This is a genomic window from Halomonas daqiaonensis, assembly GCF_900109725.1.
In the GTDB taxonomy this organism is placed as follows: Bacteria; Pseudomonadota; Gammaproteobacteria; order Pseudomonadales; family Halomonadaceae; genus Halomonas; species Halomonas daqiaonensis.
In genome coordinates, this window is sequence record NZ_FOBC01000010.1 from 16,464 (window position 1) to 29,714 (window position 13,251).

Consider the following 13,251-nt stretch of genomic DNA (forward strand, 5'->3'; position numbering starts at 1 on the left):
ACTCAAGTTTCTACGACCTGAGCGCGTAGCCAGGCGATCTCCTCGCCCCAGATCGCCGGCTCGACGGTCTCCAGCACCATGGGGATCGCGTCGATTCGCCGGTCGCGCATGAAGGTGGTGAAGGCGTCCAGCCCGATGTTGCCCTGACCCAGGCTGTGATGGCGATCGACGCGGCTGGCGAATTCACTCTTGGCGTCGTTCAGGTGCATGCCCCGCAGGTATTCAAGGCCCACGACCTTGTCGAACTCATCCAGCGTGGCGGTGGTGGCCTCCGCGGTGCGCAGGTCGTAGCCGGCGGCGAAGGCGTGGCAGGTGTCGATGCAGACGCCGACTCGCGTTCTGTCATCGACCTGGTCGATGATCTCGGCCAGGTGCTCGAAGCGCCAGCCGAGGTTGGTGCCCTGGCCGGCGGTGTTCTCGATCACCGCCGTCACGCCGCGCGTCTCGGCGAGTACCTGGTTGATGGAGTCGGCGATGCGGGCGAGGCACTCGCCTTCGCTGATCTTTTTCAGGTGGCTACCGGGATGGAAGTTGAGCAGGGTGAGGCCGAGCTGCTCGCAGCGCTGGAACTCGTCGAGAAAGGCCGCGCGGGACTTCTCGAGCCCGGCGCTCTCCGGGTGGCCGAGGTTGATCAGGTAGCTGTCGTGGGGAAGGATCTGCCCCGGGCCGAAGCCGTGTTTATCGCAGGCCGTGCGGAAGGCTTCGACGGCCTCGTCGGTCAGCGGTTTGGCATGCCACTGGCGCTGATTCTTGGTGAACAGGGCGAAGGCATCGGCACCGATCTCCACGGCGCGCAACACCGCCTGGTTGGGGCCGCCGGCGGCACTGACATGGGCTCCGAGGTATTTCACGCGGGTTCCCTCCATCATGGCTTTGGTAACGCCCTACCATAGCACCGCTACGACCAGACTCGACTTTGCAACCCGGCAAGGCCTCGCATAGGCTCAATCACCAAGGCTTCAATAGAAGGTCAGGAGAGTCACATAGCGCGGCACGCAGGGACTATCGCATGGCTGGCGGGGGTCATCGCATCGTGATTGCCTCACCTGCAAAGTGATACTATAGTGCCACTTTTTGTCCGGATCAGGGTGAGCCCATGAAAGTCGAGCTTGTTACAAACCTCAAGCGTCAAGCCACGAAAATCCTGGCAGACCTGCATCAAACCAAAGAGCCGGTACTGATCACTGAACATGGCCAGCCATCCGCTTATCTTGTTGATGTGCAGGATTACGAGTTCATGCAGCGTCGACTTGAGCTGCTTGAGGGGCTCTCACGTGGAGAGCGTGCTGTACTTGAGGGAAGAACGTACAGCCAAGGTGAGGCCAGGGAGAAAATGAGTAAATGGCTGAAGTAATCTGGACTGAGCCGGCCCTTCAAGAATTGGATGCAATCGCCGAGTACATTGCTCTGGATAATCCTGCTGCCGCCATTCGTCTTGTCCATGAAGTTTTCGATAAAATCGAGCGTTTGGAAGGTTTTCCTCAATCAGGACGGATTCCTCCAGAGCTCCCTGATTCGGTATACAGGGAGGTAGTGGTTCCACCGTGTCGCATTTTTTATCGTCAAGATGAGAGGCGGATTCTCGTCCTCTATGTTATGCGAGAGGAACGACAGCTTCGTGCGTACATGCTGGGGAGCAGCTAACCAGGCTCGTCACACTGATGCTTTTTCCTCCGCTTCGCTGCGTCAAAGCCACCGGTGCGCTTCGGCGTTTACTTCGCGGCCAGGGCCACCCCCACCTTGGAGCGGTTGGGCCGACCGATGGTCTGGGTGATCCAGGTGCCGATGGCGGCCAGCTTGTCGAGGTCGATGCCGGTCTCGATGCCGAGGCCGTCGAGCAGGTAGACCACATCCTCGCTTGCCACGTTGCCGGAAGCGCCCTTGGCGTAAGGGCAGCCGCCGAGGCCGGCGACGGAACTGTCCACCACCGCGATGCCTTCCTCCATCACGGCGTAGAGATTGGCGAGCGCCTGGCCGTAGGTGTCGTGGAAGTGGGCGGCGAGCTTGTCCATGGGGATGTCGCAGCTCACGGCCTCGATCATGCGCTTGGCCTTGAGCGGGGTGCCGGTGCCGATGGTGTCGCCCAGCGAGACCTCGTAGCAGCCCATCTCGTACAGTGCCTTTGCCACCTCGGCGACCTTTGCGGGGGCGATCTCGCCTTCGTAGGGGCAGCCCAGCACGCAGGAGACGTAACCGCGCACCCGCACGCCGGCCTGCTGGGCCCGCTCGAGCACCGGCTCGAAGCGGGCCAGGGATTCGGCAACGGAGCAGTTGATGTTCTTCTGCGAGAAAGCCTCGGAGGCGGCGCCAAATACGGCGACTTCCTCCACGCCGCATTCCAGCGCGCCTTCCAGCCCCTTGAGGTTGGGGGTCAGCGCAGCATAAGTGACGCCGTCGATACGCTTGAGGCCTGTCATCACCTCACGGTGGTCGGCCATCTGCGGCACCCACTTGGGCGAGACGAAGCTCGCCGCCTCGATGTAGCGGATGCCGGCCGCGCCGAGGCGGGCGATCAGCTCGAGCTTGGTGGCGGTGCTGATCGGCTCGGGCTCGTTCTGTAGCCCGTCGCGCGGGCCGACTTCGACCAGGCGCACCTGCTTGGGAAATGCCATGGATTATCTCCTGTCTTGCTCAGGGCTAACCGATGAGGTGACGACTAGCCGCGGCTTTCCCGGGGACAGGTCTCTGAGGGGGGCTGTAAATACTTCCCTGTACGCTACCGATGCCATCCATGGCATAGGACCCCCTCTACGACCTTTCCCCGGCGCCGCTTAGCTGGATGCCTGAAGCTTGGCGCTGAGGTGTCACTCGTCGGGGGCGAACTCGAGCAGCACGTCGCCCTGGCCGACGGTGTCGCCGGCCTGGAAGTGGAAGCTTGCCACGTGGCCGTCGGCGGGGGCGGACATCGTGTGCTCCATCTTCATGGCTTCCATGACCATCAGCGGCATTCCTTTCTCGACGCGCACACCGGCCTCGACCAGCAGGGCGACAACGGTGCCATGCATGGGCGCGGTGAGGGTGGACTCGGCTTCGTGGTGGCCGTGGTCGATGGCGTCGATGCGCCGCCAGAAGAGACGGGTCTCGCCCCGTGGGTCGACCATCACCACCACGTTGCCGTCGCGGCGCGCCTGCAGGCGGCGGCGGTGGCCGTCCAGGGTCATGGCCACGGCGTCGCCGGCCAGCGGGTCGAGGCGCGCGGTCAGCGTCTCGCCGCCGATGGTCAGGTGCCAGGGGCCGCTGTTGTCCTCGCGGGTACCCTCGACCACCACCACGGCCTCGGAGTCGTCGTCGTCCTGGGCATGGGCCGGGTCGCAGAGGGAGATGCGAATGGTGCGCGGGGCGTTGACGCGGAAGCCGTCGTGGCGATCCCAGGGGGAGTCACTCTCGCACTCGCGGGAGAGCTGGTTGAGGCCCACCAGGGCGGCGCCGGCATACTCCTCGATGCTGTAGCGGCGCGGCGCGAACAGCGTCTCCTCGTTCTTCTCGATAAAGCGGGTGTCCAGGTCCGCCTTTCGGAAGGCGTCATGCGTCGCAAGCCGCTGCAGGAAGGCGCGGTTGGTGACCACGCCCTGCACGTCCAGCGCCGCCAGGGCGCGGTTGAGGGTCGAGAGTGCCTGGGCGCGGTCATCGCCGTGCACGATCAGCTTGGCGAGCATCGGGTCGTAATGCATGGAGACGGCGTCGCCAGTCTCCACGCCGCTGTCCAGGCGGACCTTGGCGGGATCCAGGCCGGCGCCTTCCAGGTCCATGGCGAAGCGGGTCAGGGTGCCGGTGGCGGGCAGGAAGTCCTGCTCGGGGTCCTCGGCGTAGAGCCGCGCCTCGAAGCTGTGGCCGGTGATGGTCAGCTCGTCCTGGGTGAGGGGAAGCGCCTCGCCCATGGCCACGCGCAGCTGCCATTCGACCAGGTCCTGGCCGGTGATCATCTCGGTGACCGGGTGCTCCACCTGCAGGCGAGTGTTCATCTCCATGAAGAAGAAGGAGCCATCGACGTCGAGGAGGAACTCGACCGTGCCGGCGCCCACATAGCCGATCTCCTTGGCGGCGCGCACGGCGGCCTCGCCCATCTCGCGGCGCAGCGCGGCGGTCATGCCCGGGGCCGGGGCCTCCTCCAGCACCTTCTGGTGGCGGCGCTGCACGGAGCAGTCGCGCTCGAAGAGGTAGACGCCATTGCCATGGCTGTCGCAGAACACCTGCACCTCGACGTGGCGCGGCTGGGTCAGGTACTTCTCGATCAGCATGCGCTGATCGCCGAAGGCGGCCTGGGACTCTCGGCGGCAGCCGTCCAGGGCGGCCTGGAAGCCCTCAGTAGACTCCACCACGCGCATGCCCTTGCCGCCGCCGCCGGCGCTGGCCTTGAGAAGCACCGGGTAGCCGATCTTGTCGGCTTCGGCCTTGAGCAGGGCGTCGTCCTGCTCGTCGCCGTGGTAGCCCGGTACAAGCGGCACGCCGGCATTGGCCATGCGCGCCTTGGCGGCGGACTTGTCGCCCATGGCGGCGATAGCCGAGGCGGGGGGGCCGACGAAGACGATGCCGGCCTTGTCCAGGGCTTCGACGAAGGCGCCGTTCTCGGAGAGGAAGCCATAGCCGGGGTGGATGGCGCCGGCGCCGCTGCGGCGTGCGGCCTCAACTACGGCTTCGACCTTGAGGTAGCTCTCGCGGGCCGCGGCGGGGCCGAGACGGATGGCCTCGTCGGCCTCGCGCACGTGGCGGGCGTTGGCATCGGCGTCGGAGTAGACGGCGACGGTGCGCAGGCCCATGGCACGCGCCGTGCGCATCACGCGGCAAGCGATCTCGCCGCGGTTGGCGACCAGCAGGGTGTCGAAGGTATTCACGTCAGGATTCATGAGCGGGGCTCCGCGGCGTTGTTGTCGCTATCGTTCCGGGCCGGGCCTTCTTCGACCCAGGCCGGGCGGCGCTTCTCGAAGAAGCTGGCCAGGCCCTCCTGGCCCTCGGCGCTGACCCGCAGCTCGCTGATCACCCGGCAGGTATGCTCGCGGGTGGTCTTGCTGTCGGGGGCGCGGGCGACCTCGGCGAGCAGCGCCTTGGTGGCGCGCTGGGCCTGGGGCGAGCCGGCCAAGAGGGTATCGAGCATGGCGGTCACGGCGTCGTCGAGCTCGTCATGCGCGACGACCCGGTGGGCCAGGCCCAGCGCCAGGGCGGTGGGAGCGTCCATTACCTCGGCGGTCAGCGCGTAGCGGCGCGCCTGGCGCTCGCCCAGGGCCCGCTGCACGTAGGGGCTGATCACCGCCGGCGAGAGGCCGATCTTCACCTCGGAGAGGCAGAACTTGGCCTTCTCGGAGGCGATGACCAGGTCGCAGCAGGCGGCCAGGCCCACGGCGCCGCCGAAGGTGGCGCCCTGCACGCGGCACACGGTGGGGCAGGGTAGGGTGTCCAGGCCGTGCATCAGCGCGGCGAGCTTGCGCGAGTCGGCGAGGTTGTCATCGAAATCGTACTCGACCATGCGCTTCATCCAGTTCAGGTCCGCCCCGGCGGAGAAGCTCTTGCCCTCGGAGCCCAGCACCACCGCCCGCACTTCACCATGCCGGGCGGCCTCGTGGAGCTGGAGCAGGTGGTCATTGAGCTCGGCGATCAGGCTGTCGTCGAAGGCGTTGTGGACGTCCGGGCGATCCAGGGTCAGCTTGGCCACGCCGCGGTCGTCGATCGCCAGTCGGGAATATGTCTGCGTCATCTCGACCTCACATCCGGAACACGCCGAAGCGGGTCTCTTCCACTTCGGCATTCATGGCGGCGGCCAGCGACAGGCCGAGGATCTCGCGGGTCTGCAGCGGGTCGATGACACCGTCGTCCCACAGCCGGGCGCTGGCATAGTAGGGGTGGCCCTGGTGTTCGTACTGATCGCGGGTCGGCGCCTTGAAGGCCTCTTCTTCCTCCGGCGTCCACTCGCGGCCCTCGCGTTCGATCTGCTCGCGCTTGACCTGGGAGAGCACGCCGGCCGCTTGTTCGCCGCCCATCACCGAGATGCGCGAGTTGGGCCACATGAACAGCAGGTTGGGGTCATAGGCGCGGCCGCACATGCCGTAGTTGCCGGCGCCGAAGCTGCCGCCGATCAGCACGGTGAACTTGGGCACCTTGGCGCAGGCCACCGCGGTGACCAGCTTGGCGCCGTGCTTGGCGATGCCCTCGTGCTCGTACTTCGAGCCCACCATAAAGCCGGTGATGTTCTGCAGAAACACCAGGGGGATCTTGCGCTGGGCGCAGAGCTCGATGAAGTGCGCGCCCTTGACCGCGGATTCGGAGAACAGCACGCCGTTGTTGGCGACGATGCCCACCGGATAGCCCTGGATATGGGCGAAGCCGGTGACCAGGGTGTCGCCGTAGTAGCGCTTGAACTCGTCGAAGTCGGAGTCGTCGACGATGCGCCCGATCACTTCGCGCACGTCGTAGGGCTTCTTGAGATCGGTGCCGACGATGCCGTAGATCTCGTTGGGGTCGAGGCGCGGCGGCTTGGGTTTCTGCATCTTGAGCTGGCCACGCTTCTGCCAGTTGAGGCGCGACACGCAGGCGCGGGCCAGCTGCAGGGCGTGGGCATCGTTCTCGGCGTAGTGGTCGGCCACGCCGCTCTTCTTGGTGTGGACGTCGGCGCCGCCAAGGTCCTCGGCGCTGATGCTCTCGCCGGTCGCGGCCTTCACCAGCGGCGGGCCGCCCAGGAAGATGGTGCCCTGTTCCTTGACGATGATCGACTCGTCGGCCATGGCCGGCACATAGGCGCCGCCCGCGGTGCACGAGCCCATGACCACGGCGATCTGCGGAATGCCCTCGGCGGAGAGGGTGGCCTGGTTGTAGAAGATGCGGCCGAAGTGATCGCGATCCGGGAAGACCTCATCCTGGCGGGGCAGGAAGGCGCCGCCGGAATCGACCAGGTAGATGCATGGCAGGCGGTGCTTGCGGGCGATCTCCTGAGCACGCAAGTGCTTCTTCACGGTGAGCGGGAAGTAGGTGCCGCCCTTGACGGTGGCGTCGTTGGCGACGATCACGCATTCGACCCCGGAGACGCGGCCGATGCCGGTGACTACGCCTGCTGCGGGCACGGCGGATTCGTAGACCTCGTGGGCGGCCAACGATGAGAACTCGAGGAAGGGCGAGCCCTCGTCGATCAGGTGGTCGATGCGGTCGCGCACGAACAGCTTGTCGCGGGACTCGTGGCGCTCGCGGGCCTTCTGGCCGCCGCCCTGGGCGATGGTCGCGGTCAGCTCGCGCAGCTTGCCGACCTCATGGCGCATGGCGATGTCGTTGGCCTGGAAGACGTCGCTGCGCGGGTTGATCTGGGTGTTCAGGATTGCCATGTACCCCTCCGGGGAGCTGTAAGCCGTAAGCTTGAAGCTGTAAGAAAACCCCGTTTGGCAGGTACTTAAAGCTTACAGCTTATAGATTGCGGCTTGGGTTATGCAGATTCGTTGTAGATCTCGCGGCCGATCAGCATGCGGCGGATCTCGCTGGTGCCGGCGCCGATCTCGTAGAGCTTGGCGTCGCGCAGCAGGCGCCCGGTCGGGTACTCGTTGATGTAGCCGTTGCCGCCGAGCAGCTGGATGGCGTCCAGCGCTACTTGGGTAGCCTTCTCCGCGCAGTAGAGGATGACGCCGGCGGCGTCCTTGCGCGAGGTCTGGCCGCGGTCGCAACCGGCCGCCACGGCATAGAGATAGGCGCGGCAGGCATTCAGGGTGGTGTACATGTCGGCGATCTTGCCCTGCACCAGCTGGAACTCACCGATCGACTGGTTGAACTGCTTACGCTCGTGGATGTAGGGCACCACGATATCCAGGGCCGCCTGCATGATGCCGATGGGGCCGGCGGCGAGCACGGTACGCTCGAAGTCCAGGCCGCTCATCAGCACCTTGGCGCCGCGATTCACCTCACCCAGGACGTTCTCTTCCGGCACTTCGCAGTCCTCGAACACCAGCTCACAGGTGTTGGAGCCGCGCATGCCGAGCTTGTCGAGCTTCTGGGCGGTTGAGAAGCCGGGCATGCCCTTCTCGATGATGAAGGCGGTGATGCCCTTGGAGCCGGCTTCCGGGTCGGTCTTGGCGTAGACCACCAGCACGCTGGCTTCCGGGCCGTTGGTGATCCACATCTTGTTGCCGTTGAGGATGTACTTGTCGCCATCCTTGCGCGCGCGAAGCTTCATTGAGACCACGTCGGAGCCGGCGCCCGGCTCCGACATGGCCAACGCGCCGACATGCTCGCCGCTGATCAGCTTGGGCAGGTACTTGGCCTTCTGTTCGGCACTGGCATTGATCTTGAGCTGGTTGACGCAGAGGTTGGAGTGCGCGCCGTAGGAGAGACCCACGGAGGCGCTGGCCCGGGAGATCTCCTCCACGGCGATGCAGTGCGCCAGGTAGCCCATGCCGCTACCGCCGTCCTCCTCGGGCACCGTGATGCCAAGCAGGCCCATGTCGCCGAACTTCTGCCAGAGGTCGTTGGGGAATTCGTTCTTCTCGTCGATCTCGGCGGCGCGCGGTGCGATCTCGTCGCGGGCGAAGGCGCTGACGTGATCGCGCAGCATGTTCAGCTCGTCGTCGAGGCCGAAATCGAGGGGCTTGTAGGGCGTGTGCATGGCGGGGCTCCTGTTCTTGTCAGTTGAGGCGCCGACCGTTCGAGCGGTGGCGCTACAGGCAGAGTGGTGCCATCAAGATGGCAGATGGCACAAGATTAGGCGAGGTTGACGTTAACGTAAAGTGCAGCTTTTCACGATTTCGACGAATGTAGAAGAGGGTGAGGAGCAAGGAGTAAGGAGCAAGCGGGGCAGACGGTTGCCCCGCGGTGACTCAGCTTGCCAGCCAGGTGATCAGCTGGTGGTAGAGCGGAATGCCGACGATCACGTTGAGCGGGAAGGTCAGGCCCAGGGAGGCGAGCATCGCCAGGCCGATGTTGGCCTCGGGAATGGCGGTGCGCATGGCGGCCGGCGCGGCGATATAGGAAGCACTGGCGGCGAGCGCGGTGAGGATCAGCAGCGAGCCGGTGGGCAGGCCCAGCGCCAGGCCGACGGCCAGCCCGCTCAGGGCCAGCAGCGGCGGGGCGACGAGGGCGAAGGTGAGCAGGCGCCAGTGGCGCCAGGGCAGTGGGCGCAGGGTCTCGGCGGCGGTCAGGCCCATTTCGAGCAGGAAGATCGCCAGGACGGCATGGAAGGCGCCGGTGAGCAGGTCGGTGACGTTGGCCCCCTGGGCCGGGCCATAGAGGGTGCCGATCACCACGCCGCCGGCCAGCAGGATGACGCCGCGGTTGGTCAGCGTTTCGTGCCACAGGCCGCTGATCGCCTCACCGGGCTCCGAGCCCCGGTAGCGGCGATAGAGGGCGATGGCCAGCATGATCGCCGGCAGTTCCATCATCACCAGATAGAGGGTGACCTCGGCGCCGACCGGCAGGCCGCGCCCCTCGGCGAAGGCCAGCGCCACGGCGAAGGTCCCGGCGCTTACAGAGCCGTAGTGGGCCGCCAGGCTGGCGCTGTCGGCGGGGGAGAGGCGCACCAGACGGCGCAACACCGGCATCAGCACCAGCGGGATCAGCGCGCCGAGCGCCGCCACGGCGAGCATTTCGGGCACGATCGACCAGCCCAGGTTGCCGTGCAGGGCCATGCCGCCCTTGAGGCCAATGGTCAGCATCAGCAGCAGGCTCAGGGTGTCGTAGGCGGCCTTGGGAATGGTCAGGTCGGACTTCACCAGCCCGGCGAGCAGGCCGAGCAGGAAGAACATCACCACGATATCGGGCATCGGAAGGTCTCGGGTAGCGGAAGGAAAGCGCCCCGCATTCTGCGAAGCCATGGGCATTGATTCCAATAAACTCTTTAGCACTGCAACATAGATGATCATCTATGGCTAGTTGGAGGCACCGCGGCGATGAACATCCGACACCTGACCTTCCGCCTGCTGCAGGTCTATGTGGCGGTGGTGCGCGCCGGCTCGGTCAGCGAGGCGGCGCGACGGCTCTACCTGACCCAGCCCACGGTTTCCCAGCAGCTGCGCCGCCTGGCCGAGACGGTGGGCGAGCCGCTGCTGAAGAGTCGGCAGGGACGCCTGGTGCCCACCGAGGCGGGCGGTGAGCTCTACCGGGCGAGCCGCGAGGTGCTGGGGCGCTTCGATGACGTCGAGGACTACCTGGCCTCGCTGCGTGGCGGGGAGCGAGGGCGTTGCTCCATCGCCCTGGTCAATACCGCCCAGTACGTGCTGCCGCGCCTGCTCGGCCCCTACAGCCGGGCCTTTCCCGAAGTGGACGTCACCCTGCACATCGGCAACCGGCGACAGGTATTGACCCGCTTCGAGCGCCAGGACGACGATCTCTACGTGTTCAGCCATCCGCCCTCGCTGGCCCATGCCCGGGCCGGCCGCTTCCTGCGCAATCCCCTGGTGGTCGTGGCACCACGGGACCATCCGCTGGCGGGCCGCGACCGGGTGGCGATGAGCGAGCTGCTGGGCGAACGCTTCCTGCTGCGTGAACCCGGTTCGGCCACGCGGATGCTCTTCGAGAGCTGGCTGCAGGAGCAGGGGCTGAGCCTGGGGCCGACCCTGCAGATGGCCAGCAACGAGGCGATCCGGGTCGGGGTGGCGTCGGGGATGGGGCTTGCCGTGCTTTCCGAGCATGTGCTGCCGCCGGAGCATCCGGACCTGGTCATCCTGCCGGTGTCGGGGTTGCCTATCGAGAGCCACTGGCAGTTCATCGTTCGCCGCGACCGGCGGCTGCCGCATGCAGCGCTGGGACTGTTGCGCTTCGCCGAGGGGCATTTGGACGAATGCGTCGAGTCGCGCTTCCTGTGCAACGAACTGGCGGGCCTGCTGGAAGGAATGGGGCCGGACCTTTGAGCGTGCTTGGGGAGCCGGCCCCTGTGAGTCTTGACGCCTGAGGGTTATTCGGCGGCGTTGGGGAAGAACAGCTGCTGCCCCTTGACCTCGAAGTCGGCGATGGCCTGCTGGCCTTCCTCGGAGAGCAGCCACTCATGCCACTGTTCGGCCAGGTCATGCTTGAGGTGGGGATGGCGCTCGGGGTCGATCAGCACGCTGCCGTACTGATTGAACAGCGCGTCGTCGCCCTCGAACAGCAGCTCAAGGTTCTGGGGGTTGTCGAAGGCGACCCAGGTGGCGCGGTCGGCCATCACGTAGGCATCCATGCCGGCGGCGGTGTTCAGGGTCGGGCCCATGCCGCTGCCCAGCTCCCGGTACCAATCGCCACCCGGCTCGACCCCGGCGGCCTCCCAGAGGCGCAGCTCGGCGCGGTTGGTGCCGCTGTCGTCACCGCGCGAGGCGAAGGGCGCCTCGGCGTCGGCAATGCGGCCGAAGGCCTGTTCCACGGTCTCGGCCTCGCTCAGGCCCGCCGGATCCTCGCCGGGGCCGATCAGCACGAAGTCGTTGACCATCACGTCGGCGCGCTCGGTGCCGTAGCCCTCCTGGACGAAATGTTTCTCGCCGGCAGTGTCGTGGACCAGCAGGCTGTCGGCATCGCCTCGCCGAGCGATCTCGAAGGCCTGGCCGGTGCCCACGGCGACCACCCGTACCTTGATCCCGCTCTTGTCGGTGAACAGCGGTATGATGGCATCGAAGAGCCCCGAGTTCTCGGTGGAGGTCGTCGAGGCCAGGGTGATGAAGCCGGCCTCGTCCTGGGCCGAGGCGCCCAGCGAGAGGCCCGTCAGGCCGACGGCGACGAGGGTGAGCCCGGTCTTTTTCATGGTGCGCTTCCTTCTTTGCTTTGGGGATTGGGCGTTCATTGCGGCTTGGGCTTCGGGGATTGGTGCGTGAGCGGTCTACCAGACCAGCTCGCCGCGAATGAAGGCCCGCGCCTCGGCCGAAGCAGGAGTCGTGAAGAAATCGCTGGCCGGGCTGTGCTCGACCAGCCGCCCGCCGTAGAGCAGCACGATGTCGTCGGCCAGGCGGCGGGCCTGCTGGAGGTCGTGGGTGGTCATCAGGATGCGCGTGCCGCGCCGATGGAAGTCGAGAACGGCATCCTCCACTGCCTGGATGGCGGCGGGGTCGAGCGCCGAGGTGGGCTCGTCGAGGAACAGCACTTCGGGTTCGGCCAGCCAGGCTCTGGCCAGGGCCAGGCGCTGCTGCTCGCCCCCCGAGAGCACCCGCGCCGGGCGCTTCTCCAGGGCCGCCAGGCCGAAGCGCTCCAGCGCCTCACGGGCCAGCAGCTTGCGACGACGGCGGGGCGTGCCGTTGATCGCTAGGGCGTAGGTGAGGTTGGCAAGTGCCGAGCGCTTGAGCAGCACCGGGCGCTGGAAGACCATTGCCTGGCGGGGCGGGCGGCCTTCCCAGCTCACTCGGCCACGGGAAGGAACGAGCAGGCCGTGAGCCAGGCGCATCAGCAGGCTCTTGCCGGCGCCGTTGGGACCCATCACCAGGGTGCGCTGGCAGCCCGTGAGGCGCAGGTCCAGGGGCTGCAGCAGGGTCTGGCCGCGATGGGCGAAGCCGACGCCCTCGAGGGCGAGCGAAGGAATGGCCGTCACGGGTAGCCGCCTGAGGTCGTTCATCCCAGCCGCCTCTGTGCCGTTTCGCCCACCAGGTGGGCAGCGGCGTTGATCAGGGCGACCAGCACGAGCAGCACGATGCCCAGCCCCAGCGCCAGGGGCAGGTTGCCCTTGCTGGTTTCGAGAACGATGGCGGTGGTCATCACCCGGGAGACGCCGTCGATGTTGCCGCCGACGATCATTACCGCCCCGACCTCGGCGCTGGCGCGGCCGAAGCCGGCCAGCATCACGGTCGTCAGCCCGAGGCGCGCATCCCACAGCAGGGTGGGGATGCGCCGCGACCGCGACACCCCCATCGAGGAGAGCTGTTCGCGGTACTCGCTATGGAGCTCCTCGACCTGTTGGCGTGTCAGGGCGGCGATGATCGGCAGCACCAGGATCACCTGGGCGATCACCATGGCGCCGGGGGTAAACAGCAGGCCGAATTCGCCCAGCGGCCCGGCCCGGGATAGCAGCAGGTAGACCGCCAGCCCGGCGACCACCGGCGGCAGCCCCATCATCGCATTGAGCATCACGATGGCCACCCCGCGGCCGGGAAATTGCCACAGCGCCAGGGCCGCGCCGAGTGGCAGGGCGATCAAGGCGGCGATCAGCACGGCGGTCAGCGAGACCTGCAGCGACAGCATCACGATCCCGAGCAGGTCGGGATCACCCCCCATGATCAGGGCCAGGGCAGTCTGGAAGGCATTGGCGTCGTCGGGCATCGGGCTCTCCTAGGTCTTCCTGCATCATGTGCGTTAAATCTCTGCAGCGCATCCAACGCAGTAATTCATGCAGTACGG

At 66.5% G+C, this 13,251-nt stretch carries 13 protein-coding genes; 3 read left to right on the plus strand and 10 right to left on the minus strand.

The window, feature by feature from the left end:
* Window positions 1-2: 2 nt before the first annotated feature.
* Window positions 3-851 (minus strand): deoxyribonuclease IV, encoded by an 849-nt coding sequence (gene nfo, locus BMY30_RS09605; protein WP_089713016.1) that lies wholly within the window; start codon window positions 849-851, stop codon window positions 3-5.
* Between the two features lie 245 nt (window positions 852-1,096).
* Between nfo and BMY30_RS09610 the strand changes: the two genes are divergently transcribed.
* Window positions 1,097-1,354, plus strand: coding sequence for a type II toxin-antitoxin system Phd/YefM family antitoxin (locus BMY30_RS09610; protein ID WP_089713019.1), 258 nt, complete (start codon window positions 1,097-1,099; stop codon window positions 1,352-1,354).
* Window positions 1,342-1,644 carry a type II toxin-antitoxin system RelE/ParE family toxin gene (locus tag BMY30_RS09615; protein ID WP_089713022.1) on the plus strand — a complete coding sequence of 101 codons (303 nt, stop codon included), beginning with the start codon at window positions 1,342-1,344 and terminating at the stop codon, window positions 1,642-1,644. Before BMY30_RS09610 ends, BMY30_RS09615 begins: the two co-directional genes overlap by 13 nt.
* A 68-nt stretch (window positions 1,645-1,712) precedes the next feature.
* On the opposite strand, the gene BMY30_RS09620 is transcribed toward BMY30_RS09615, so the two are convergent.
* The 6 genes from BMY30_RS09620 to BMY30_RS09645 form a co-directional block, all read right to left on the minus strand.
* Window positions 1,713-2,612 carry a hydroxymethylglutaryl-CoA lyase gene (locus tag BMY30_RS09620; protein ID WP_089713025.1) on the minus strand — a complete coding sequence of 300 codons (900 nt, stop codon included), beginning with the start codon at window positions 2,610-2,612 and terminating at the stop codon, window positions 1,713-1,715.
* 192 nt (window positions 2,613-2,804) lie between these two features.
* Window positions 2,805-4,844, minus strand: a complete 2,040-nt coding sequence (locus BMY30_RS09625; protein WP_089713028.1) for an acetyl/propionyl/methylcrotonyl-CoA carboxylase subunit alpha — start codon at window positions 4,842-4,844, stop codon at window positions 2,805-2,807.
* On the minus strand, window positions 4,841-5,689 hold the full coding sequence (locus BMY30_RS09630; RefSeq protein WP_089713030.1) for an enoyl-CoA hydratase/isomerase family protein: 849 nt from the start codon (window positions 5,687-5,689) through the stop codon (window positions 4,841-4,843). The genes BMY30_RS09625 and BMY30_RS09630 overlap by 4 nt, the downstream gene beginning before the upstream one ends.
* Window positions 5,690-5,696: 7 nt before the next feature.
* Window positions 5,697-7,304: a carboxyl transferase domain-containing protein gene (locus BMY30_RS09635; RefSeq protein ID WP_089713034.1), complete on the minus strand. Its 1,608-nt coding sequence runs from the start codon at window positions 7,302-7,304 to the stop codon at window positions 5,697-5,699.
* Between the two features lie 98 nt (window positions 7,305-7,402).
* Entirely contained in the window at window positions 7,403-8,572 is a 1,170-nt protein-coding gene (locus BMY30_RS09640) for an isovaleryl-CoA dehydrogenase (protein WP_089713036.1), read from the minus strand.
* Window positions 8,573-8,783: 211 nt separating this feature from the next.
* Complete coding sequence (locus BMY30_RS09645) at window positions 8,784-9,725, minus strand: sodium-dependent bicarbonate transport family permease (protein WP_089713039.1); 942 nt, start codon at window positions 9,723-9,725, stop codon at window positions 8,784-8,786.
* A 126-nt stretch (window positions 9,726-9,851) separates the two neighbouring features.
* Between BMY30_RS09645 and BMY30_RS09650 the strand changes: the two genes are divergently transcribed.
* Window positions 9,852-10,811 (plus strand): LysR family transcriptional regulator, encoded by a 960-nt coding sequence (locus tag BMY30_RS09650; protein WP_089713042.1) that lies wholly within the window; start codon window positions 9,852-9,854, stop codon window positions 10,809-10,811.
* 44 nt (window positions 10,812-10,855) lie between these two features.
* Here BMY30_RS09650 and BMY30_RS09655 read toward each other — a convergent pair whose 3' ends face one another.
* The 3 genes from BMY30_RS09655 to BMY30_RS09665 all read right to left on the minus strand — a co-directional run bounded on the left by BMY30_RS09655 (window position 10,856) and on the right by BMY30_RS09665 (window position 13,173).
* Complete coding sequence (locus tag BMY30_RS09655) at window positions 10,856-11,671, minus strand: ABC transporter substrate-binding protein (RefSeq protein ID WP_089713045.1); 816 nt, start codon at window positions 11,669-11,671, stop codon at window positions 10,856-10,858.
* Window positions 11,672-11,746: 75 nt separating this feature from the next.
* Entirely contained in the window at window positions 11,747-12,472 is a 726-nt protein-coding gene (locus BMY30_RS09660; RefSeq protein ID WP_089713048.1) for an ATP-binding cassette domain-containing protein, read from the minus strand.
* Window positions 12,469-13,173, minus strand: coding sequence for an ABC transporter permease (locus BMY30_RS09665; RefSeq protein WP_089713050.1), 705 nt, complete (start codon window positions 13,171-13,173; stop codon window positions 12,469-12,471). Before BMY30_RS09665 ends, BMY30_RS09660 begins: the two co-directional genes overlap by 4 nt.
* Between the last annotated feature and the right edge of the window lie 78 nt (window positions 13,174-13,251).